This window comes from Massilia sp. KIM (assembly GCF_002007115.1).
Taxonomy (GTDB): domain Bacteria; phylum Pseudomonadota; class Gammaproteobacteria; order Burkholderiales; family Burkholderiaceae_D; genus Telluria.
In genome coordinates this window covers 326248-348665 of the sequence record NZ_MVAD01000004.1, presented here as the reverse complement: position 1 = coordinate 348665, position 22418 = coordinate 326248, and the positions used below count along the sequence as shown (strand labels likewise).

17 protein-coding genes and 1 tRNA gene are annotated in these 22418 nt (G+C 66.2%); 7 read left to right on the top strand and 11 right to left on the bottom strand.

Annotated elements, in window-relative coordinates:
• Positions 1 to 383: 383 nt before the first annotated feature.
• Positions 384 to 459, bottom strand: a tRNA-Arg gene (locus tag B0920_RS24185).
• Between the two features lie 208 nt (positions 460 to 667).
• On the opposite strand from B0920_RS24185, the gene B0920_RS24180 reads away from it, so the two are divergent.
• Positions 668 to 1576, top strand: coding sequence for a cytochrome c5 family protein (locus B0920_RS24180; protein ID WP_078035243.1), 909 nt, complete (start codon positions 668 to 670; stop codon positions 1574 to 1576).
• Between the two features lie 48 nt (positions 1577 to 1624).
• Here the strand turns inward: B0920_RS24180 and B0920_RS24175 are convergent, their stop codons facing one another.
• Positions 1625 to 3043, bottom strand: coding sequence for a hypothetical protein (locus B0920_RS24175; RefSeq protein WP_078035242.1), 1419 nt, complete (start codon positions 3041 to 3043; stop codon positions 1625 to 1627).
• A gap of 269 nt (positions 3044 to 3312) precedes the next feature.
• Here B0920_RS24175 and B0920_RS24170 point away from each other — a divergent pair, with 269 nt between their 5' ends.
• Entirely contained in the window at positions 3313 to 4503 is a 1191-nt protein-coding gene (locus tag B0920_RS24170) for a hypothetical protein (protein WP_229456844.1), read from the top strand.
• A 197-nt stretch (positions 4504 to 4700) separates the two neighbouring features.
• On the opposite strand, the gene B0920_RS24165 is transcribed toward B0920_RS24170, so the two are convergent.
• Together B0920_RS24165 and B0920_RS24160 are read right to left on the bottom strand one after the other, a co-directional pair.
• On the bottom strand, positions 4701 to 6758 hold the full coding sequence (locus tag B0920_RS24165) for a M13 family metallopeptidase (protein ID WP_078035241.1): 2058 nt from the start codon (positions 6756 to 6758) through the stop codon (positions 4701 to 4703).
• A gap of 74 nt (positions 6759 to 6832) precedes the next feature.
• The gene (locus B0920_RS24160) at positions 6833 to 8893 is read right to left on the bottom strand and encodes a M13 family metallopeptidase (RefSeq protein ID WP_078035240.1); all 2061 of its coding nucleotides are present in this window, start codon (positions 8891 to 8893) and stop codon (positions 6833 to 6835) included.
• A 574-nt stretch (positions 8894 to 9467) separates the two neighbouring features.
• On the opposite strand from B0920_RS24160, the gene B0920_RS24155 reads away from it, so the two are divergent.
• Together B0920_RS24155 and B0920_RS24150 are read left to right on the top strand one after the other, a co-directional pair.
• Positions 9468 to 10889 (top strand): S41 family peptidase, encoded by a 1422-nt coding sequence (locus B0920_RS24155; protein ID WP_078035239.1) that lies wholly within the window; start codon positions 9468 to 9470, stop codon positions 10887 to 10889.
• 98 nt (positions 10890 to 10987) lie between these two features.
• Complete coding sequence (locus B0920_RS24150; RefSeq protein ID WP_078035238.1) at positions 10988 to 12109, top strand: beta-ketoacyl-ACP synthase III; 1122 nt, start codon at positions 10988 to 10990, stop codon at positions 12107 to 12109.
• 239 nt (positions 12110 to 12348) lie between these two features.
• On the opposite strand, the gene B0920_RS24145 is transcribed toward B0920_RS24150, so the two are convergent.
• The 7 genes from B0920_RS24145 to B0920_RS24115 all read right to left on the bottom strand — a co-directional run bounded on the left by B0920_RS24145 (position 12349) and on the right by B0920_RS24115 (position 20045).
• Positions 12349 to 14382 carry an NADPH-dependent 2,4-dienoyl-CoA reductase gene (locus B0920_RS24145; RefSeq protein ID WP_078035237.1) on the bottom strand — a complete coding sequence of 678 codons (2034 nt, stop codon included), beginning with the start codon at positions 14380 to 14382 and terminating at the stop codon, positions 12349 to 12351.
• An 80-nt stretch (positions 14383 to 14462) separates the two neighbouring features.
• Positions 14463 to 14918 (bottom strand): hypothetical protein, encoded by a 456-nt coding sequence (locus B0920_RS24140; protein ID WP_078035236.1) that lies wholly within the window; start codon positions 14916 to 14918, stop codon positions 14463 to 14465.
• A gap of 19 nt (positions 14919 to 14937) precedes the next feature.
• Positions 14938 to 15387, bottom strand: coding sequence for a DUF2721 domain-containing protein (locus B0920_RS24135; protein WP_078035235.1), 450 nt, complete (start codon positions 15385 to 15387; stop codon positions 14938 to 14940).
• Positions 15388 to 15466: 79 nt separating this feature from the next.
• Positions 15467 to 16423 (bottom strand): prolyl aminopeptidase, encoded by a 957-nt coding sequence (pip, locus tag B0920_RS24130; RefSeq protein ID WP_078035345.1) that lies wholly within the window; start codon positions 16421 to 16423, stop codon positions 15467 to 15469.
• 53 nt (positions 16424 to 16476) lie between these two features.
• Positions 16477 to 17802: an amino acid deaminase gene (locus B0920_RS24125; protein ID WP_078035234.1), complete on the bottom strand. Its 1326-nt coding sequence runs from the start codon at positions 17800 to 17802 to the stop codon at positions 16477 to 16479.
• Between the two features lie 246 nt (positions 17803 to 18048).
• Positions 18049 to 18789: an acetoacetyl-CoA reductase gene (gene phbB / locus B0920_RS24120; protein WP_078035233.1), complete on the bottom strand. Its 741-nt coding sequence runs from the start codon at positions 18787 to 18789 to the stop codon at positions 18049 to 18051.
• A 77-nt stretch (positions 18790 to 18866) separates the two neighbouring features.
• Positions 18867 to 20045 (bottom strand): acetyl-CoA C-acetyltransferase, encoded by a 1179-nt coding sequence (locus B0920_RS24115; RefSeq protein WP_078035232.1) that lies wholly within the window; start codon positions 20043 to 20045, stop codon positions 18867 to 18869.
• A 302-nt stretch (positions 20046 to 20347) separates the two neighbouring features.
• Between B0920_RS24115 and minC the strand changes: the two genes are divergently transcribed.
• Genes minC through minE form a run of 3 tightly spaced genes read left to right on the top strand, consistent with a single transcriptional unit; the run spans position 20348 to position 22247 of the window.
• Positions 20348 to 21145 carry a septum site-determining protein MinC gene (gene minC / locus B0920_RS24110; protein ID WP_078035231.1) on the top strand — a complete coding sequence of 266 codons (798 nt, stop codon included), beginning with the start codon at positions 20348 to 20350 and terminating at the stop codon, positions 21143 to 21145.
• Positions 21146 to 21180: 35 nt separating this feature from the next.
• The gene (gene minD, locus B0920_RS24105) at positions 21181 to 21996 is read left to right on the top strand and encodes a septum site-determining protein MinD (RefSeq protein WP_078035230.1); all 816 of its coding nucleotides are present in this window, start codon (positions 21181 to 21183) and stop codon (positions 21994 to 21996) included.
• The gene (gene minE, locus B0920_RS24100; protein WP_078035229.1) at positions 21996 to 22247 is read left to right on the top strand and encodes a cell division topological specificity factor MinE; all 252 of its coding nucleotides are present in this window, start codon (positions 21996 to 21998) and stop codon (positions 22245 to 22247) included. The genes minD and minE overlap by 1 nt, the downstream gene beginning before the upstream one ends.
• Positions 22248 to 22418 lie beyond the last annotated feature (171 nt).

The following is a 22418-nucleotide window of genomic DNA, read 5'->3' as shown; positions in this document are numbered from 1 at the left end:
TAAAGGGGTCACCTGTTTGTCAAATAGTAACAACGATACGCCTCTATTGTTACCATTTTTTTACGGTTTATGTCGGTAGAGTGACAATGCTACAGGTGGTTGCCGCCTTATTGGCACCGCTGGGTAAATTTCGTTCCGTTATCCTTCTAACCAACAAAATTCCGTGGTTTGCCAGCCACGTTCAGCGCCGCGGCTCAGCAGTACCAGTGATGCAATATTAGCATTTTCTAAAAAACAAGTTTGTTGCGTAATTGAATCGTGCTCGGGTCTTGAGCGCGCACAGAGGATGGCAGGGGGGAATACGCGAATGCGCAAACTTCGACGCGAATGCGCCGGCGTGCGTATGTTGTCGGGAAACAGAACTGCGAAGGGGGGACTATCGGTGGCGCGGCTGGCGGGGATCGAACCCACGACCCTTGGCTTCGGAGGCCAATACTCTATCCACTGAGCTACAGCCGCGTAGGGGGAAACAACGAGTGTGCGAAGGATACAGTCTTTCCTGCCGCGCGTCCATGGTCCACGGCACGCCAGCGGCCGAATTTTCGTTACAGTACGGCAGCTTTGAGACTATAATCGGCCGTTTGGCGGCATTTGCACTTTGGCATGAAAAGTGCGGAATCATGCAAGCGCCGGGTTGGCAGGTTTTTTTAATCGTATTAAGGAAATCATGAGCGACGCACACAATGAACACCAATCGATGATCCGCACGCCGAAGCAGCTGATCGCCGCGGTTACTGCATTCTTCCTCGTCATCGTCATCGGCATCATTCTGCTGGTTATCTTTGCCACCAACGAGCGCCTGACCGGCGCCGGCACCGACAGCCAGAGTGCGGAAGCCGTGGCGGCCCGGGTGCGTCCGGTGGCCGAGGCGGGGTTCACGCTCGTGGATGCCAACGCGCCCAAGGTGCTGCAGGCCGGTTCCGCCGTCTACGCGGCCGTGTGCGCCGCCTGCCACGACAGCGGCGCGGCCGGCGCTCCCAAGACCGGCGACAACGCAGCCTGGGGCGCCCGCCTGGCCCAGGGCTATGAAACCCTGCTCAAGCATGCGATCGAAGGCATCCGCGCGATGCCGGCCAAAGGCGGCAATCCGGATCTCGACGACCTCGAGGTGGCGCGCGCCGTCGTGTTCATGACCAACAAGAGCGGCGCGAGCTTCAAGGAGCCGGCCGCCCCTGCCCCGGCCGCCGCCACTGCCGCCGCACCTGCCGAGGCGGGCGCCGCCGCTCCGGCCGCCGCCGCACCTGTCGCCGCCGCACCGGCAGCGGCTCCGGCAGCGGCCGCGCCAGCCGCACCGGCCCCGGCCGCTGCCCCCGCCGTCGCCAGCGCCGACGCCGGCAAGGCCACCTACAATGCCGCCTGCGTGGCCTGCCACGGCGCCGGCATCGCCGGTGCGCCGAAAGTCGGCGACAAGGCCGCCTGGGCCGCGCGCATCAAGCAGGGCGACGCCGTGCTCTACGAACACGCGATCAAGGGCTTCCAGGGCAAGGCCGGCGTGATGCCGCCGAAGGGCGGCTCGACCGCCTCCGATGCCGACGTAAAGGCCGCTGTCGATTTCATGGTGGCCGCGTCCAAGTAAGACGCCGCTCCCTCACGCACCAGCCCGATGGTATCCATCGGGCTTTTTTTATTTTAGGCAGGCGCTGAAGTCTTCGAAGGCGCCGAAGCGGGGATGGCCGGCGGGCTGCGCCCCGCACAGGTCGGGCGCCGCTTCTCCCGCGCTGGCGCGGCGTTCGGCCGGCTCGCGCCAGCGGAAATCGAAACCGAGCGGGTCGCGGAACAGCGCGCGCTGCGGGTGCATGCCGGCGAACAGGCGCGCCACCGACGAGACCCGGTTCTCGCCCAGGTGCAGGATGCCGTTGTCGCGGCTGCGGATGATGCCGTCCACCAGGTTGCCGTCGAGCGTGGCGCTGCTGGTGGGGTAGCGCACCGTGACGCCGCCGGTGTCGACCAGGGTGTTGTGCACCAGCTTGCTGCGCGCGGCCGCGTTCAGGTAGATGCCGTCATCCGAGCAGGAGGCGATCAGGTTGGCGCGCAGGATGCTGTCTTCCTGCTCCGTGATGCACTTGCCGTCGCGGCAAAAACCGGCGCCGGTGCCGCCGCCGCCGAGCGAGAGACCGACGCGCTGGCCCGGCAGGCCGCGCAGGCGGTCCTCGCACAGCACCACGTTCTGCTCCATCAGGTTGTGGCCGCCGCCGCCCTTGGCGAACATGCCGTAGCTGATGCGGTCGCCGCCGCCCTTGATGAAGTCGCTGACCAGGTTGTGCCGGATCACCCAGTGGCTGGCCGCCACCAGGTCGACCGGCGTCACCGCGCTGGCGGTGGCGCGCACGCTCTCGTTGCGCAGGGTGTTCGACAGCAGCAGGCCATGGTCGGGCGGGCGTCCGCCTTCGGCGTTGACCTTGACGTGGGCATTGAAGTCGACCATCAGGTTGTTGACGGCGGCGAAGTGGTGGCCCTTCCCTGCCACGTGGAAGGCGTGATCGCAGCCGCTCGCGCAGACGCCCTGCAGCACCAGGTTCTCGAAGCGCCAGTAGGGCGCGGCGATCTTGAAGCCTTCCCCCGTGGCCATCTCGAGGTGGACGCTGCCCGGCACGTCGGCCCGCACCACGATGGGCGCATCCTCGGCGCCGGGGCGCCCGACGTACATCTCGCGCTCGATCCGGTAGCGGCCCGGCAGGATGGTGATGACCTGGCCCGGCAGGGCGGCGCCGATGGCGCGCCGCAAGCCCTCGCTGTCGGCGACCAGCACGCCCTGCCCCGCCGGCCGGCCCGGGACGCGGACGCCGGTTTCCTGCATGCCGACGGCGCCGCTCCAGGCCTGGGCACGCAGCGGAAGCTCGCCGCGGTCCATGCTCACCAGCCAGCGGTTCGCGGTCGCGCCGATCTTCTCGACCAGCGGACTGTGCCCGTCGCCGCGCCGCTCGACATAGGGGCCCAGCGAGCGCGGCGTGATGCCATAGTCGTCGAGGTAGTACAGGAGCACGCCGCCACCGATGGCCGTCAGCGCCAGGCCGGCCAGGCCCACGCCGAGGAAGCGGCGCATGCCGCTGCGGCGTCGACGGGAGTGTTTGGATGAGTTGCGCATGGGGTGGGCACCGAAAGGATGGGGAAGCGGCCAGGACGTCTGTAAAGATTATGCCATAGGCAACATTGTTGCAGTCTTGAAGCATTACGCCCCGATGCCCTGTGTCGCGTGGCAGCGACGCACGGCGCCGCGTTTCCATTTCGGGTCTGCACGGGTTATCCTGTTCAAATTGTTTCGCGCGTGTTTTGCGAAAGACACAATCTTGACCGGCTTCATAAGGACAACCCATGCCTATCCGATTCACTTCCCTTCCCCGCAGCCCGCTGGCGCTGGCCGCCCTGGCGCTGGCGCTGCCGGCCTCGGCCGCCACCCTCCAGGTCGGCCCCGGCAAGCCCTATGCCACGCCTTGCCGCGCCTTCGCCGCCGCGGCAGACGGCGACCTCATCGAAATCACCGGCAACACCACCTACAGCGGCGACGTGTGCGCCATCACCAGGAACAGGCTGACGATCCGCGGCGTCAACGGCCGGCCGAAAATCGACGCCGCCGGCCGCAACGCGCTCGGCAAGGGCACCTGGGTAGTCCAGGGCAGCGATATCGTGATCGAAAACGTCGAAATGTTCGGCGCGAAGGTGCCGGACCAGAACGGCGCCGCGCTGCGCCTGGAGGGCACCAACTTCACCCTGCGCTCGGCCTTCCTCCACGATAACGAGAACGGCATCCTGAGCGGGGTGAACACGGCCAGCAACATCATCATCGAGTACAGCGAGTTCGGCCATAACGGCTATGGCACCGGGTACACCCACAACCTCTACATCGGCAAGGCCGGCAGCCTCACCTTCCGCTACAACTACTCGCACGACGCGCACGTCGGCCACAACCTGAAGTCGCGCGCCCTGGTCAACCTGATCGCCTACAACCGCTTCTCGAGCACCGCGCCGGGCCAGACCGACAGCACCGCCGCCGGCAAGCCGAGCTACGAGATCGACCTGCCGAACGCCGGCACCTCCTACCTGATCGGCAATGTGATCCACCAGCCGGCCAGCCACAACAATCCGGCCCTGGTGGCCTATGGCGAGGAAGGCGCGAGCAATCCCGGCCACGAGCTCTACGTGGTCAACAATACTTTCCTGAACGACGACAGCGCACGCGGCACCTTCGTGATGGTGGGGTCCGGGGTGAGCAAGAAGGTGCTCCTGCAGAACAACATCTTCGGCGGCACGGGCAGCGTGACCAACCAGGTGGGGGCGGTCGAGAAGACCAACTACCGTTCGCTGGCGCCGGGCTTCGTCGACCGCGCCAACTGGGACCTGCGGCCGACCGCCAATCCGCTGGTCGTCAACGCCGGCACGGCGCCGGGCTACGCGCCCAGCGGCGTGGGCCTGAAGCCGGGGGCGGTGTATCGGCACCGGGCCTCAGGGGTGACCCGGCCGGTGGTCGGGGCCATCGATATCGGTGCCTACGAGTCGAACCTGTAAGCATCCGCCGTCAGTGCATCAAGGTCGACCCTTGGCATAAAAACGTCGTCCCCGCGGAGGCGGGGACCCAAGTTTGCATGCGCTACTATCACGCAAACAGAACTTGGGTCCCCGCCTCCGCGGGGAGTCGTTTCCGGCAGTGCCGGGAACGACGTGCTATTGCTAAGGCCAGGGTTTAGCCTGGCGCATGCGCCGCATTACCAGATGATCACACGATCCTTCGGCGCCAGGTACATCTTGTCGCCTTCCTTCACGCCGAAGGCTTCGTAGAAGCCCGGCTGGTTCTTCAGCGTGCCGTTGGCGCGGAACTGGCCCGGCGAGTGCGGGTCGGTCTTGATCTGGGCGATCTGCGCCGGCTCGCGCATCTTGGTGCGCCACACCTGGCCCCAGCCCATGTAGAAGCGCTGGTCGCCGCTCAAGCCGTTGATCACCGGCGCCTTCTTGCCCTTGAGCGAAAGCTTGTAGGCCTTGTAGGCGATCGCCAGGCCCGAGTTGTCGCCGATGTTCTCGCCCAGGGTCAGCTCGCCGTTCACGTTGTAGCCAGGGAGCGGGCTGTAGGAGGCGTACTGCTGGATCAAGACCTTGGTCTTCTCGGCGAACTTCTTGCTGTCCTCCTCGGTCCACCAGTTGCGCATGTTGCCGTCGCCGTCGTACTGCGAACCCTGGTCGTCGAAGCCGTGGCTGATCTCGTGGCCGATCACGGCGCCGATGCCGCCGTAATTCACCGCGTCGTCGGCCTTGGCGTCGAAGAAAGGCGGCTGCAGGATCGCGGCCGGGAACACGATCTCGTTCAGTTCCGGGTTGTAGTAGGCGTTCACGGTCTGCGGCGTCATGCCCCATTCCTCGCGGTCGATCGGCTTGCCCAGCTTGTTCAGCTCGCGGTTGTATTCCACTTCGCGCGAACGCATCACGTTGCCGACCAGGTCGTCACGCTTGACGGTCAGCGCCGAATAGTCCTTCCACTTGCTCGGGTAACCGATCTTCGGCGTGAACTTGGCCAGCTTGGCCTGGGCTTCCTTCTTGGTCGCCGGGCTCATCCAGTCGAGGGTGTCGATCGACTGCTTGTAGGCGGCCAGCAGGTTCTTCACCAACACTTCCATGCGCGCCTTGCGCTCGGCCGGGAAGTGCTCCTTCACGTACAGCTTGCCCACGGCGTCGCCCAGGCCGGTCTCGAGGGTCGAGACGCCGCGCTTCCAGCGCGGTTCCAGTTGCGGAATGCCGGCCAGCACGGTGCCGTTGAAGGCGAAGCGGGTGTCGACGAAGTCCTTCGACAGGTAGTTGGCGTAGCCGCTCACCAGGTGCAGCTGCAGGTAGGTCTTCCAGGTCTCGAGCGGCACGCGGTTCAGGACCTCGGCGAAGCCCTTCAGGTAGCTCGGCTGGCTGACGATCAGGTAGGAAGCCTTGCCCTTCAGGCCGGACGCGGCCAGCCACGCATTCCAGTCGTAGCCCGGCGCCAGCTCGGCCAGCTTGGCCAGTTCGACCTTGTTATAGGTCTTGATCGGGTCGCGGTTCTCGACCTTGGTCCACTGCACCTTGGCCAGCTCGGTCTCGAGCTCGACGATAGCCTTGGCGTCGGCGGCGGCGTTCTTGTTGCCGGCCATGGACAGCATCTTCTCGACATAGCCCTGGTACTTGGCGCGGATGTCGGCCAGCTTGGCATCGTCCTGCTTCAGGTAGTAGTCGCGGTCCGGCATGCCCAGGCCGGCCTGGTAGAGGTCGGCCACGTACTTGGTCGAATCCTTGGCGTCCTGGTGGATGTAGAACACGAAGGGCACGTTCACGCCCAGGCGGTTCAGGTGCGCGAACATGGCCGGCAGTTCGGCCTTGTCCTTGACGGCGGCGATCTTCGCCAGCTCGCCATTCAGGGGGCTGATGCCCAGCTGCTCGAGGCGGGCCTCGTCCATGTAGCTGGCGTAGAAGTCGCCGATCTTCTGCACTTCGGTGCCCGGCGCGGCGCGCTGGGCCGCGGTGCGCTCGATGATGGCGCGCAGCTGCGGCAGGGTGTCGTCGCGCAGCTGGTGGAAGGCGCCCCAGGTCGACTTGTCGGCCGGGATCTCGACCGTCTTGAGCCATTTGCCGTTCAGGTGCTGGAAGAAATCGTCCTGCGGACGCACGCTCGGTTCCACGTATTCCAGCGCGATGCCCGCCGCCAGGGGCGCCGCCTTGGCGCCGCTCTTGGCGGCGCCCGCGTTCTCAGCCTGGGCCAGCGAGGCCACCAGGACCAGCGCCGCGGCGCTCAGCAGATGTCGTTTCATCAGTCTCTCCATGTATGAGGTGTTGTTCTCTGCCGCGGCCGCGCTCGTGGCGCGGCCGCGGTCAGTTTTTCAGCTTACCAGATCGAAACCCGGTCTTGCGGCGCCAGGTACATCTTGTCGCCTTCCTTCACGCCGAAGGCCTCGTAGAAGGCCGGCATGTTCATCACCGTGCCGTTGGCACGGAACTGGCCCGGCGAATGCGGGTCGGTCTTGACCTGGTTGATCTGCTGGGCCTCGCGCATCTTGGTGCGCCATACCTGGGCCCAGCCCATGAAGAAGCGCTGGTCGCCGCTGAAGCCGTCGATCACCGGGGCCGGCTGGCCGGCCAGCGAGATCTTGTAGGCCTTGTAGGCGATCGCCAGGCCGGCGTTGTCGCCGATGTTCTCGCCCAGGGTCAGCTCGCCATTCACGTGATAGCCGGGCAGCGGCGCGAAGGCGCTGAACTGCTTGACCAGCCTGTCGGTGCGGGCCTTGAAGGCGGCGCGGTCTTCCTCGGTCCACCAGTTGCGCAGGTTGCCCTCGCCGTCCGACTGGCTGCCCTTGTCGTCGAAGCCGTGGCCGATCTCGTGGCCGATCACGGCGCCGATCGCGCCGTAATTCACCGCGTCGTCGGCGCGCATGTCGAAGAAGGGCGGCTGCAGGATCGCGGCCGGGAACACGATCTCGTTCATCGAGCTGCTGTAGTAGGCGTTCACGGTCTGCGGCGTCATGCCCCATTCCTGGCGGTCGATCGGCTTGCCCAGCTTGTTGATGTTGCGCTGGTAGCTGTGGGTGGCCGCGCGCATCACGTTGCCGACCAGGTCTTCGCCGCGGATCGCGAGCGAGGAATAATCGCGCCACTTGTCCGGGTAGCCGATCTTGGGCGTGAACCGGGCCAGCTTGGCCTGGGCTTCCTTCTTGGTCGCGGGGCTCATCCAGTCGAGCTGGTCGATCGAATCCTTGTAGGCGACCATCAGGTTCTTCACCAGTTCTTCCATGCGCACCTTGCGCTCGGCCGGGAAGTGCTCTTTCACGTACAGCTTGCCGAGGGCTTCGCCCAGCGCGCCTTCGACGGTTGCCACGCCGATCTTCCAGTTCGGGCGCTGCTCGGTGACCCCGGTCAGCACGGTGCCGTAGAAGGCGAAGTTCTCGTCCACGAAGGCCTTCGACAGGTAGGGCGCGTATTCGCGCAGCAGCTGCCATTCGAAATACGACTTGATGGTGGCCAGGTCGGTCTTTTCCAGCACCGCGTTGAAGCCGCTCAGGTAGCTCGGCTGGGCCACGATTACGTAGTCGGCCTTGCCGCCCACGCCGGCCGCCGCCAGCGCGCCCTTCCAGTCATAGCCCGGCGCCAGCTTCGACAACTCGGCCACGCTCATCTTGTTGTAGCGCTTGACCGGGTCGCGGTTCTCGACTTTGGTCCACTGCACCTTGGCCAGCTCGGTCTCGAAGTCGACGATGGCCGCGGCCTGGGCCTCGGCCCTGGGCTCGCCGGCCAGGGCCAGGATCTTCGCCACATGCTGCTGGTAGGCGGCACGGGTGTCGGCCATGCGCTTGTCGTCCAGCTTCAGGTAGTAGTCGCGGTCGGGCATGCCCAGGCCGCCCTGCGAGATATAGGCCGCATACTTGGTGGAGGCGCGCGCGTCCTGGGCGACCCGGATGCCGTAGGGAGTGGGGACGCCGATCTTCGCCAGGTGGGCGGACAGGCTGGGGACGCCCTTCTTGTCCTTGAGCGAGCGGATGCGCGCCAGCTCGCCGGTGAGCGGTTTGTAGCCCAGTTGTTCGCGGCGCGCTTCGTCCATGAAGCTGGCGTACAGGTCGGCGATCTTCTGGGTTTCGGTGCCCTGCTTCTTCGCCGCCGGATTCTTCTGCGCGGCCTCGATGATGGCGCGCAGCTGCGGCGTGGTGTCGTCGCGCAGCTTCATGAAGGTGCCCCAGCTCGCCTTGTCGCTCGGGATCTCGGTCTCCTTCAGCCACTTGCCGTTCAGGTAAGTGAAGAAGTCGTCCTGGGGACGCACGCTGGTGTCGATGTACTGGGTGTCGATGCCGGAAATCGGGGCCGCCTTGGACGGCGCCTGGTCCGCCGCATGGGCGAGGTTGAGGGCGAAGGCCGTCATGATGGACAGGCTCAGGGTGCTCAGAAGGTGTCGCTTCACAGGAAATCCTCAAGGTGCGAAATCAGGTCTTGCAATGTTTCACCCTGCCCGCCTTGGCGCGCGGGGCAAAAAACCATTCTAGCGGCTGAGAAACTGGCGGCGTGGGGGAGTCGGGCTTTTTTACTTTTCGATACACGCCAGGGGCCGAAGCCGCATATGCATGTGTTGGACCGGGACAACAAGTGCCATGAAATCCGGGTAGGTGTTGCGTGCTGGAATGTAGAATGGACGAGAGGCAGCCTGCACGGCACGCTTCCGGGGCCGGAAAGAAAAAAGCCCACGGAGGGGGCCGTGGGCAAAGACCACTTCGAAAAGTGGAGAGAGAGAAAAACTGGAATCGACTATAGGCTGCCTCGTACTGCCGCGCTTGCACTCTTACAATTGCTTACCATCGGCAAGCAAGCCGTAATATTTCTTTACAGATCCCCGAGTGTATTTACAGCAGAGTCAACCAACTTGCGGTTTGCGCGCATCGCCGCAGCCGGGTTGGAACCGGTTTATACTGGCCTTGCGCTACCTCAGGCGTGACAGGGGTGGCGGTCGCGGAGGCGCACGCAGCCACAACGGGTGACCCATGGGCTCAACATTCAAGAATTCCTGTCTCGTCGGCCTCGGCGCGGTCGCCGGGGTTGCGCTGAGCATGCAGTTTTCGGCCCTGGCCTACAAGCCGGTCGAGGAAAGCATGCCGATCGCCGAACTGCGCCAGCTGGCCGAGGTCGTCGGCGTCATCAAATCCACCTACGTCGAACCGGTCGAGGACAAGACCCTGCTGTCGGAAGCGATTTCCGGCATGGTGGCCTCGCTCGACCCGCACTCCGCCTACCTCGACCCGCGCGCTTACCGCGAGCTGCGCGAAGGGACCGAGGGCCGCTTCGTCGGCCTCGGCATCGAGATCCTCGAGAGCGACGACGGCTACGTCGAAATCGTCTCCCCGATCGAGGATTCGCCGGCCTACCACGCCGGCATCAAGGAGGGCGACCTGATCACCCAGATCGACGACGTCTCGATCCAGGGCATGCCGATCGACGAGGCGATCAAGCGCATGCGCGGCGAGCCCGGCACCAAGGTGACCCTGACCATCGCCCGCAAGGACGCCCCTGCCCCGCTGCGCTTCACCATCACGCGCAGCGAAATCATCCAGAAAAGCGTGAAGGCCAGGATGGTGGAGCCGGGCTACGCCTGGCTGCGCATCGCCCAGTTCCAGGAACCGACCGTGGACGACATGGCCGCCAAGCTGCAGGCCCTGTACCGCGAGAACCCGGACATGAAGGGCCTGGTGCTGGACCTGCGCAACGACCCGGGCGGCCTGCTGCAGGGCGCGATCGGGGTCGCCGCCGCCTTCCTGCCCAAGGACGCCGAGATCGTCTCGACCAACGGCCAGCTGGCCGACTCCAAGCAGCGCTTCTACGGACGGCCCGAGTTCTACATGCTGCGCAGCGGCGCCGATCCGCTGGCCAGCCTGCCGGCCGCCTTCAAGACCCTGCCGATGGTGGTGCTGGTGAACACCGGCTCGGCCTCGGCCTCGGAAATCGTGGCCGGCGCCCTGCAGGACTACAAGCGCGCCACCATCCTCGGCAGCCAGACCTTCGGCAAGGGCTCGGTCCAGACCATCCGCCCGATCGGGCGCGACGCCGCCGTCAAGCTGACCACGGCGCGCTATTACACGCCCGCCGGGCGCTCGATCCAGGCCCGCGGCATCCTGCCCGACTTCCCGGTCGACGAAACCGCCGAGGGCGACGGCCTGAACGCCCTGCGCATGCGCGAGGCCGACCTCGAGCGCCACCTGTCGAACGACCGCGAGCAGGAAGTGGCCACCCGCGACGAGGACATCGAGGAGCAGATGCGCCTGCTGGCCGAGGCGCGCCTGCGCAAGCCGCTCGACTACGGCAGCGCGGACGACTTCCAGCTGGCCCAGGCCCTGCGCCACCTCAAGGGCGAGAAGGTCCAGCTTTCCAAGCGCGCCGGAACCACTACACTGGCGCAACAGGACCGCTGATCGCAGGGCTTGCGGCGATTCCCCGTTTTAGCACGACCGTGTAGAATCGGCGCATCTTGCGGGCAAGTCCCCTTATATTCATTGAAAGTTTGCTCAACATGAAACCTGTCGTCATCAGCGGCACCGGGCTGTTCACGCCCGAACAATCCATTTCCAACGACGAGCTGGTGGCGGCCTTCAACGCCTACGTCGAGCTGTACAACGCCGAGCATGCGGCCGCGATCGCGGCCGGCACGGTGACCGCGCTCGAGCCCTCGAGCAGCGGTTTCATCGAAAAGGCCTCGGGCATCAAGTCGCGCTACGTGATGGAAAAGGAAGGCATCCTCGATCCGACGCGCATGACCGCGCGCATCGCCGAGCGCCCCGACGACGAGATCTCGCTGCAGGCCGAGATGTGCGTGGCGGCCGCGCGCGACGCGCTGGCGCGCGCGGGCAAGACCCCGGCCGACATCGACATGGTGCTGGTCGCCTGCAGCAACATGCAGCGTCCCTATCCGGCGATGGCGGTCGAAGTCCAGGAAGCGCTGGGCATCGACGGCTTCGGCTTCGACATGAACGTGGCCTGCTCCTCGGCCACCTTCGGCATCGCCACCGCGGTGGACGCGATCCGCAACGGCCGCGCGCGCGCCGTGCTGATGCTGAACCCCGAGATCACCAGCGGCCACCTGAACTTCCGCGACCGCGACAGCCATTTCATCTTCGGCGACGCCTGCACCGCGGTGGTCGTGGAAGCGGCGGAGACGGCGACCAGCGCCCACCAGTGGGAAGTGCTGGACAGCCAGCTCAAGACCAAGTTCTCGAACAACATCCGCAACAACTTCGGCTTCATGAACCGCTTCGACGAGGCGGGGGTGGGCCAGCCGGACAAGCTGTTCCGCCAGCAGGGCCGCAAGGTGTTCAAGGAAGTGTGCCCGATGGCGGCCGAGATGATCGCCACCACGGTGGGCAATGCCGGGCTGGAGATCAAGGACATTTCGCGCTACTGGCTGCACCAGGCGAACCTGAACATGAACCTCCTGATTGCGCGCACCCTGCTCGGGCGCGACGCGACGCCGGAAGAGGCGCCGGTGATTCTCGACACCTACGCGAACACCTCGTCGGCGGGCTCGATCATCGCCTTCCACAAGTACCAGGACGATCTGCCGGCGGGTTCCAACGGCGTGATCTGCTCGTTCGGCGCGGGGTATTCGATTGGCTGCGTGGTGGTGCGCAAAAAGTAAGCGTTGGCGGTAGGTTTGCAAACTTGGGCCCCCGCCTCCGCGGGGGCGACGTTGGTAAAGGGGGCGGAACGTAGAGTGCTATCTCTTTAGCACGCAACCGCAGCACGTGGCCAAGTACGTCATAGCATGCGGCCCAAGTACTTCGTAGCACGCGGACCAAATACGTCGTAGCACGCGGCCCAAGTACGTCGCCCCCGCGGAGGCGGGGGCCCAAGTTCCTCACCCCACCCGCGCCCTCCTCACAGCCCCGCCGCCAGCACCGCCCCCTCCCGGATCGCCCTCTTCGCGTCCAGTTCCGCCGCCAGCGCCGCCCCGCCGATCTTGTGGAAGCGCGGCCCGCCATTGATCGGCTGCTCCGGCATCAGCTCCGCCAGGCTCTCCTGCCCGGCGCAGATCACCACGTTGTCCACCTCCAGCACCCGCGCCTCGCCGCCCACGCTGATGTGCAGGCCCGCGTCGTCGATCTGCTCGTAGCTCACCCCGGCCAGCATGGTCACGCCATTGCGCACCAGGGTCGCCCGGTGCACCCACCCGGAAGTCTTGCCCAGGCCCGCCCCCGGCCGGGTGCTCTTGCGCTGCAACAGCCAGACCTGGCGCGGCGGATGCGGCGGCGCCGGCTTGACCAGGCCGCCCGGCGTGCCGCCCGAGGGGTCCACGCCCCACTCCGCCATCCAGTGCCCGGCCGGCACCGGCAGCGGCACCGCCGGGTCGTGCACCAGGAACTCGCCCATGTCGAAGCCGATTCCGCCCGCGCCGATGATGGCCACCTTGCGCCCCACCGGCTTGCCGTAGCGCAGCACGTCCAGGTAGCTCAGCACCTTGGGATGATCGACGCCCTCGATGCGCGGCTTGCGCACCGTGATCCCGGTCGCCACGATCACCTCGTCGTAGCCGGCCGCGACCAGCTGCTCGCGCGTGACGCGCTCGTTCAGGCGCACTTCCACGCCCAGCAAGGCCAGGCGCCGGCCGAAGTAGCGGATGGTCTCGGCGAATTCCTCCTTGCCCGGCACCCGCATGGCGACGTTGAACTGGCCGCCAATGCGGTCCTGGGCGTCGAACAGGGTCACGCGATGCCCGCGCTCGGCGGCGACCGTGGCCGCCGACAGGCCCGCCGGCCCGGCGCCAACCACCGCCACGCGCTTGGCCTGCGCCGTCTTGCGGTAGACCAGCTCGGTCTCGTGGCAGGCGCGCGGGTTGACCAGGCAAGTGGCGCGCCGGTTGGAGAAGGTGTGGTCAAGGCAGGCCTGGTTGCAGGCGATGCAGGTGTTGATCTCGTCGCTGCGCCCGCTCGCGGCCTTGAGCACGAAATCCGGGTCGGCCAGGAAGGGCCGCGCCATCGAGACCAGGTCGGCGCTGCCGGAAGCCAGCAGCGCTTCAGCCTCCTGCGGCATGTTGATGCGGTTCGAGGCCACCACCGGGATGTTCACCTCGCGGCGCAGCCGCGCCGCCACCTGCGCGAAAGCCGCGCGCGGCACCGAGGTGACGATGGTGGGAATGCGCGCCTCGTGCCAGCCGTAGCCGGTGTTGAGCAAGTTGACGCCGGACGCTTCCAGCGCCTTGGCGGTGGCCACCACCTCGTCCCAGGTGTTGCCGCCTTCGACCAGGTCGAGCACCGAGTGGCGGTACATGATGATGAAGTCCTCGCCCACCTCCGCGCGGATGCGGCGCACCACCTCGAGCGCCAGGCGCATGCGGTGCCCGATCGGGCCGCCCCAGCGGTCGCTACGCTTGTTGGTGCGGGCGCACAGGAACTGGTTGAGCAGATAGCCTTCGCTGCCCATCACCTCGACGCCGTCGTAGCCGGCCATCCTGGCCAGTTTGGCGCAGCGCGCATAGGCGCGGATGGTCGCCTCGATGCCGGCCTCGCTCAGGGCCTTGGGCTTGAAGCGCGAGATCGGCGACTTGATGCTGGAGGCCGAGACCACGAAGGGCTGGTAGCCGTAGCGGCCCGCGTGCAGGATCTGCAGCACGATCTTGCCGCCCTCCTCGTGCACCGCGCGCGTGACCTTGCGGTGGTTGGGCACGTCGCCCAGGAAGTTGAGGGTGCCGCCGAAGGGCAGCAGCCAGCCTTGCCGGTTGGGCGAGATGCCCCCGGTGACGATCAGGCCGACGCCGCCGCGGGCGCGTTCGCGGTAGAAGGCGGCCAGCTTGCCGTAGTTGTAGAAACGGTCTTCGAGCCCGGTGTGCATCGAGCCCATGATCACGCGGTTTTTCAGTTGCGTGAAGCCGAGGTTGAGCGGGGCGAGCAGGTGGGGATAGGCGGTAGCAGTCATCACGGCATTACACCGTGATTTCGTGGAGCCGTGTTTCTAAAGTAGTACGGGGCCCGGGCGGTCGCCCGCCCGGAGCTGGGTCAGGCCAGGTGGCTTTCGCGGTCGCGCAGCTCGGCGAAGCTCTCGATGTTGCCGATGCTGACCGTGACCGGGTGCAGGCTGGCATTGGGCGACAGCGAGCGCCAGGCGAACTGCCATTCCTTTTCGCGCGAATGGGCCGCGCTCTTGGAGAAGGCCGAGCCCAGGCGCGAACGAGCGCCGTATTCGACCGGGCCGTCGATGCCGGCCCAGTTGGGCAGCAGGCGCTGCACCGCGCGGTGCAGGCGCTCGCCGAATTCCTCGGTGTTGTGGATCACCAGGCAGGCGTCGGCCGGGGCCAGGACGTCGAACAGGCGCTTGTCCCAGACCGTGGAAAACGACAGGGTCAGGAAGCCGCCGGCCGGCTCCAGGCGGAACTGGCCCGCGCGCAGCGCGTTCTCCAGGTCGGCGCGCAGCGCGTAACGGTGCAGGGTCGGGGGACGTTGGTAGTCGTGCATAAATACTTTCGAAGATGCGCTAGCGGACCTGCTGGGTCAGCGACTGCAGGTGCTGCTGGCGCATGAAGCGCGAGGCGATGAAGATCTCGCGCAGGAAATAAATGAAGCTGCTGATCAGGCCCAGCATCGCGAACACGAAGCAGGCGGCGATGTACTGGTCGAGCGGCAGGTTGGTGGTGTCTCCCAGGAACAGCATGGCGATGACCACGCACACCAGCAGGCCGCAGGCGGTGCTGGAGGTGATCGCGTAGTTGATCAGGTGCGAGCGCTGGTACAGGGTTTCCAGTTCGGCCGCGTATTCGCCGTTGGGGCTGACCTTGAGCCGGTCTTCGAGCACGCGGGTGCGGTCGATGATGCGCGCCAGGCGATTGGTCAGGACCGTGAGCTTGGTCGCCACGCCGGTGAGCAGGAAGACGGGCGCGATCGCCAGCTGGATGACATGGCCGATGTCGCTGATCTGGATATTCATGGGAACACGTTGGAGTTGTTGTGCTTGTGTCTTGCCGCTAGTGTAGCAGCCCGCCCGTTCGAGCCGCCTCTTCCTGCCGTCAATCGAAGCGGCCGTGGCGCTTGAAGCTCTCGGTGGCCGCCACCAGGGCGCCCGCGATGCCAGTCTCGAGCGCGCCATGGCCGGCATCTGGAATCATGTGCAGTTTGGCGCCGGGCCAGGCCGCGTGCAGGCGGTGGGCCGAGAGCGGCGGGCAGATCACGTCGTAGCGGCCCTGGACGATCACGGCCGGCAGGTGGGCGATCCGGCCGACCTCGCGCACCAGCTGGTCTTCCTCGAGGAAGGCGCCGTGCAGCATGTAGTGCGATTCGAGCCGGCCCACGCCCAGGTCGAGGGTGTCGGACGAGACTTCCTCGGGCTGGGGCAGCAGGAACACGCGCCGGCCCTCGAAGCGGCTCCAGGCGCGCGCGGCCGGCCAGTAGACCTCGGGGTCCTGGCACAGCAGGCGGCGCGCATAGGCGCCCAGCAGGTCGCCGCGCTCCTCCTCCGGGATCGGGGCCCGGAATTCCTCGTACAGCTCGGGGTAGAACCAGCGCACGCCCTCGATGAACCACTCGACTTCGGCCTTGGTGCACAGGAAGATCCCGCGCAGCACGAAGCCGAGGCAGCGCTCGGGATGGGCCTGGCCGTAGGCCAGCGCCAGGGTCGAGCCCCAGGAGCCGCCGAACACCAGCCAGCGCTCGATGCCGAATTTCACGCGCAGACGCTCGATGTCCTCGATCAGGAGCTGGGTGGTGTTGTTGCGCCATTCGCCCAAGGGGGTCGACTTGCCGGCGCCGCGCTGGTCGAACAGGATTACGCGGTAGGTGCGCGGATCGAAGAAGCGGCGGTGCTGGGGCGACAGGCCGGCGCCCGGCCCGCCGTGCAGGAACACCACCGGGATGCCCTCGGGGTTGCCGACCTCTTCCCAATAGATCGTGTGCAGCTCGTCGACGGCGAGCATGCCGTGGCGGATGGGTTGGATCGGCGGGAACAGCGAGGGCGGCGTGACGGGCATGGCGGCGGTCTTCAATGGGTCAGGAACCGATTGTAGCCTACCGCCCTGCCGTTTCAGAAGAAGGTGTTGAGCGCGTAGCGCACCGTGTAGGCGTCGTCCACCGCCAGCAGCAACTGCCACTTGTCGAAGGTGGTGCAGGGATGCGAGATGCCGCAGCCGACCAGGTCGCCCACCGCCAGCGACTCGCAGATGGGGTCGCCTTCCGGCAGGCGCAGGTAGGCGTGCTGGTCGTTGAGCTTGACGATGGCGCAGCCCGGCGGCAGCGGGGTGGGTGCGGCGGCCTCGCCCCCGGGACGATGGGTGGCGAGCGGGACCGGCAGGTCGGCGTCGTAGGAGGCGTCGCGCTTGCCCATGGTCAGGATCGCGAGGGTCGGCTCGGGACGCGACTGCACCATGCTCCAGACTTCCAGCGCCGGGCGCAGGCCTTCCTCCTGGCTGTGCTCGCGCGCCTCGATCTCCGCCGTGTGGCGCAGATAGGTGCCGTGGTCCGATGTCAGGTAGCAGCCGCTGCGCAGCACGGCGCGTACCGGGCGCGACAAGCCATCCACGGCCGCGAAGCCGCGCGCCACCAGGTCGAAATAGGACGAGCCACCGGCCGAGAGCAGGATCTCGGCGGCGCCGAACAGGCGCTCGCCGTCGGCCGCGCGCACCAGAGCGACCAGTTGCTCGAGGAAGGCGTTCACCGCGCGCACGTCGGCCTCGCGGTCCTCGGTCGCCAGCAGGCCTTCGTAACCCTCGAAGCCGGCCAGCACCAGGCCCTCGAGGGCGGCCACCTGGCGCGCCAGCGCCAGCGCGGCGTCAGGCGTGCGGCAGCCGGCGCGCTTGCCGGCCAGGCCGAGCTCGACCAGCACCGGCAGCGGCCGCGCCAGGCGCTGCGCCTGGACGGCCTTGGCGAGGCGCTCGGCGCCGGCCGGGGAATCGGCCAGCACGATGCAGTCGAAGTCCGGATCTTCGTGCAGCAGGGACAGCACGGCGGCGATGTCGGCGGGCGCGACCAGCTGGTTGGCCAGCAGCACGCGGCGCACGCCGAAGCGGTGCGCGACCTGGACCTGGGTGGCGGTGGCCAGGGTGATGCCCCAGGCGCCGTTGGCGAGCTGGGCGCCGAACAGCTGGGGGCTCATGGTGGTCTTGCCGTGCGGGGCGAGGGTCACCCGGTGCCGTTCGCAGAAGCGGCGCATCCAGTCGAGGTTGTGGCGCAGGGCGGAGTCCTTGAGCACGGCGACCGGGAAGCTGGTGTCGGCGCGCAGCACATTCCAGCCCTGGACGCCGATGGCGCCCTGGCGCAGGGATTCGCGCAGGGGCAGGCCCTTGGTGCCGGGGAGCAGGAGTTGTTCGTCGAGGTCGGAGAGGGCAAGGCCGCCGTGGGGTAGAGCGTTCATGATCTGGAAATTGCTGCGTGCAAGCTGCTATCAATTAAGTGGCTGCCCCGAAAAGCTGCCCCATAAGGCTGCCCCAATAGGCTGCCCCAAAAGGCTGCGCCAAAACGTCGTTCCCGCGAAGGCGGGAACCCAAGGTTTGCATGCGCTGACGAAACGCATCGGACTTGGGTTCCCGCCTGCGCGGGAACGACGTGGGTGAGCCAACAGGATGGCGGCGCCGCCGAAGCGACGCCTGCCGGACCAGCCTCAGGACATGTGCTGGCCGCCGTTGATGGCGATGTTGGCGCCGGTAACGAATGCCGCCTCGTCCGAGGACAGGTAGGCCACCAGGCCAGCCACTTCTTCCGGCTTGCCCAGGCGGCCCATCGGAATCTGCGGGATGATCTTGGTTTCCAGGACTTCGCTCGGGATGTCCATCACCATCTTGGTGCCGATGTAGCCCGGCGAGATGGTGTTCACGGTCACGCCCTTGCGCGCCACTTCCAGCGCCAGCGCCTTGGTGAAGCCGTGCATGCCGGCCTTGGCCGCCGAGTAGTTGGTCTGGCCGAAAGCGCCCTTCTGGCCGTTCACCGACGAGATGTTGATGATGCGGCCCCAGCCACGCTCGACCATGCCGTCGCAAACCGGCTTGGTCATGTTGAAGACCGAGTCCAGATTGGTCTTCATGACCGCATCCCAGTTGACCTTGTCCATCTTCTTGAAGGTCATGTCGCGGGTGATGCCGGCATTGTTGACCAGCACGTCGACCGGGCCGACGTCCTGCACCACCTGGCGCACGCACTCCTGGGCCGAGTCGTAGTCCGACACGTCGCAGGCATAGGCCTTGAAGTCATAGCCCTGCTCGCGCATGCTGCTCAGCCAGGTATCGGCCTTCTTGCTGCCCGGGGAAAAAGTAGTAACGACCGTGTATCCGAGGGCAGCCAGCTTGATGCACACCGCTTCGCCCAGACCGCCCATGCCGCCCGTCACTAATGCTACTCTAGCCATTGTCTTCTCCAGTTATTAAGTACGCTACCGCAAAGTACGTTACTGCCAGTACGTCACTGCCGTGTTACGGGTGATTCTCAGTCGCGTTCGACCGCCAGCGCCACGCCCATGCCGCCGCCGATGCACAGGCTGGCCAGGCCGCGCTTGGCGTCGCGGCGTTGCATTTCGTGCAGCAGGGTGACCAGCACGCGGCAGCCCGAGGCGCCGATAGGGTGGCCCAGCGCGATCGCGCCGCCGTTCACGTTGATCTTGGAGGTGTCCCAGCCCATTTCCTTGTTGACGGCGACGGCCTGGGCGGCGAAGGCTTCGTTGATTTCCATCAGGTCCACGTCTTCGTGGCGCCAGCCGGCCTTCTGCAGGCACAGGCGCGAGGCCGAGACCGGGCCCATGCCCATGATCGACGGGTCGAGGCCGGCCGAGGAATAGGCCTTGATGCGCGCCAGCGGGGTCAGGCCCAGTTCGCGCGCCTTGGAGGCGCTCATCATGATGACGGCGGCGGCGCCGTCGTTCAGGCCGGAGGCGTTGCCGGCGGTGACAGTGCCCTCCTTGTTGAAGGCGGGGCGCAGGCTGGACAGGGCTTCGAGGGTGGTGCCGTGCTTCGGATACTCGTCGGTGTCGAACACGGTCGGGCCCTTCTTGGACGGGATCTCGATCGGGATGATCTCGTCCTTGAAGCGGCCTGCCTTCTGGGCCGCCTCGGCCTTCAGCTGCGACTGCAGCGCGAATTCGTCCTGTTCGGCGCGCGAGATCTCGTACTTGCGCGCGACGTTCTCGGCGGTGACGCCCATGTGGTACTGGTTGTAGACGTCCCACAGGCCGTCGACGATCATCGTGTCGACCAGCTTGGCGTCGCCCATGCGGAAGCCGTCGCGCGAGCCGGCCAGCACGTGCGGCGAGGCGCTCATGTTTTCCTGGCCGCCGGCGATGACGATGCTGGCGTCGCCGCAGCGGATCGCCTGGGTGGCGAGATGGGTGGCCTTCAGGCCGCTGCCGCAAACCTTGTTGATGGTGTAGGCCGGGACCATGTCGGGCAGGCCGCTCTTGAGCGCGGCCTGGCGCGCCGGGTTCTGGCCGACGCCGGCGGTGAGGACCTGGCCCATGATGACTTCGCTGACGGTGGCGGGATCGATGCCCGTCTTGCCCAGCAGGTGCCGGATCACTTGCGCCCCCAGCTCGGCGGCGGGGATCTTGGCGAGCGTGCCGCCGAATTTGCCGACTGCGGTGCGGCCGGCGGCCACGATGACTACATCTTCCATGACAAGCTCCGTTCTGCCGGCCTCCTCGGCCGGTATTGTCGAGACGGCCCCTGACGGCGTCAGAGGCGCTGAAACCCAAGCATCTTACGTTCCGTGCTCTACCAATGTTTGAGCAAAATCAATCTTATCAGTTAATTCACAGAATACAACCGAGTTCAAGCTGTATTTCAACAGAACGAACGTCTTATTTTTACGTGCTGCCAAAGGGTCAATTTCCAGCAGGAATGATGTGCGTGTTCTTGTCCTTTTCTGTAAATTTCACAGTAGAATGCACGGGCGCAAGGCCAACCACACCCGTTTTTATGCCGAAAACCACGCTGCCCATCGAAATCAAGATCTCCACGGTCGTCGCCATCTCGACGATCCTGCACTCGGCCGATCCCGTGGCCATCGATGCGGCCCTGGCGCAGATGACCGGCGGGGTGTCGGACTTCTTCGAGGACGAGTTCGCGGTCATCGACGTGGCCGCGATCGCGCACGAGGCGCCGGCCATCGACTGGCCGGCCCTGGTGGGCCTGCTCAAGAAATACCGCCTGAACGCGGTGGCGGTGCGTGGCGCCAGCCCGGCGATGGTGGACAGGATCCGCGCCCATGGCCTGGCGCTGGACGACGGTTCGAGCGGCGTGCGCGCCCCAGAGAGCGCGGCCCAGCCGCCCGCCCCTGCTCCGGTCCCCGCACCCGCACCCGCCCCCGCCCCGGAACCGGCTCCCGCGCCCGCCGCGGCACCGGCGCCGGCGCCGGCGCCGGCGCCGCTGGCCATGATCGTCGACACCCCGGTGCGGGCCGGCCAGCGCATTTATGCGCGGGGCACCGACCTGATCATCACCGCGGTGGTGAACAATGGCGCGGAAATCATTGCCGACGGCAGCATCCACGTGTACGCGCCGCTCAACGGACGTGCGCTGGCGGGCGCAGACGGCAACCCGAACGCGCGTATCTTCGCGCTCTCGATGCAACCCGAGCTGGTGTCGATCGCCGGCGTGTACCGGACCTTCGACGAAGGCTTCCCCAACGAGATGTCGCGCCAGCCGGCCCAGATCCGGCTGGTCGGCGACCGGATCGACATCCAGTCGCTGGCGCTGGCGCCCTCGCGCGCCTGAACCCGATTTGACGGAATTTTGTAAAGGACCTATTTGTGGCAAGAATTATTGTTGTGACGTCCGGCAAGGGCGGTGTGGGCAAGACGACTTCCAGCGCGAGCTTCTCGACCGGGCTGGCGATCCGCGGCCACAAGACCGCGGTGATCGATTTCGACGTCGGCCTGCGCAACCTCGACCTGATCATGGGCTGCGAGCGCCGCGTGGTCTATGACCTGATCAACGTCGTCAACGGCGAAGCGACCCTGCACCAGGCGCTGATCAAGGACAAGCACTGCGACAACCTGTTCATCCTGCCGGCCTCGCAGACCCGCGACAAGGACGCCCTGAGCGAAGAAGGCGTCGAACGCGTGCTGAACGAGCTGGTCCAGATGGGCTTCGAGTTCATCATCTGCGACTCGCCGGCCGGCATCGAGCACGGCGCGCTGATGGCCCTGACCTTCGCGGACGAGGCGCTGATCGTGACCAACCCGGAAGTCTCTTCGGTGCGCGACTCCGACCGCATCCTGGGCATCCTGCAGGCCAAGTCGCGCCGAGCCCAGAGCGGTTCGGAGCCGGTCAAGGAGCATCTCCTGATCACCCGTTATTCGCCCAAGCGCGTCGAAGCCGACGAAATGCTGTCCTACCAGGACGTCCAGGAAATCCTGCGCATTCCGCTGCTGGGCATCATTCCGGAATCGGAATCGGTGCTGCACGCCTCGAACCAGGGCAATCCGGCGATCCATTTCAAGGGTACCGACGTGGCGGAAGCCTACGAGGACGTGGTGGCCCGCTTCCTGGGCGAAGACCGCCCGCTGCGCTTCACGAACTACGAGAAACCCGGGCTGCTGCAGCGCATTTTCGGAGCTAGGTGATGGCACTACTTAACTTCCTCTTCCCCGAGAAAAAGAAGAGCGCGACAGCTGCCAAGGAACGCCTGCAGATCATCATCGCCCGCGAGCGCAACAGCCGCACGGGCCCGGACTTCCTGCCGGCCCTGCATCGCGAGCTGATCGAGGTGATTTCGAAATACGCCAAGGTCAACCCGGACGACATCAAGATCTCGCTCGACCGCCAGGGCAACCTGGAGGTGCTCGATGTGAATGTGGTGTTGCCGGACGCTTGAGCTGCGTAATAGCTGCTGTTTTAATTAGCTAGCAAACCGTCGTCCCCGCGCAGGCGGGGACCCAAGTTAAGCGCTGTGGCAGCGCATGCAAACTTGGGTCCCCGCCTTCGCGGGGACGACGTTTTTGCGTTAGCGGTGCTCTTTTATAGTCGCGCAGCGCCCACATCGCCT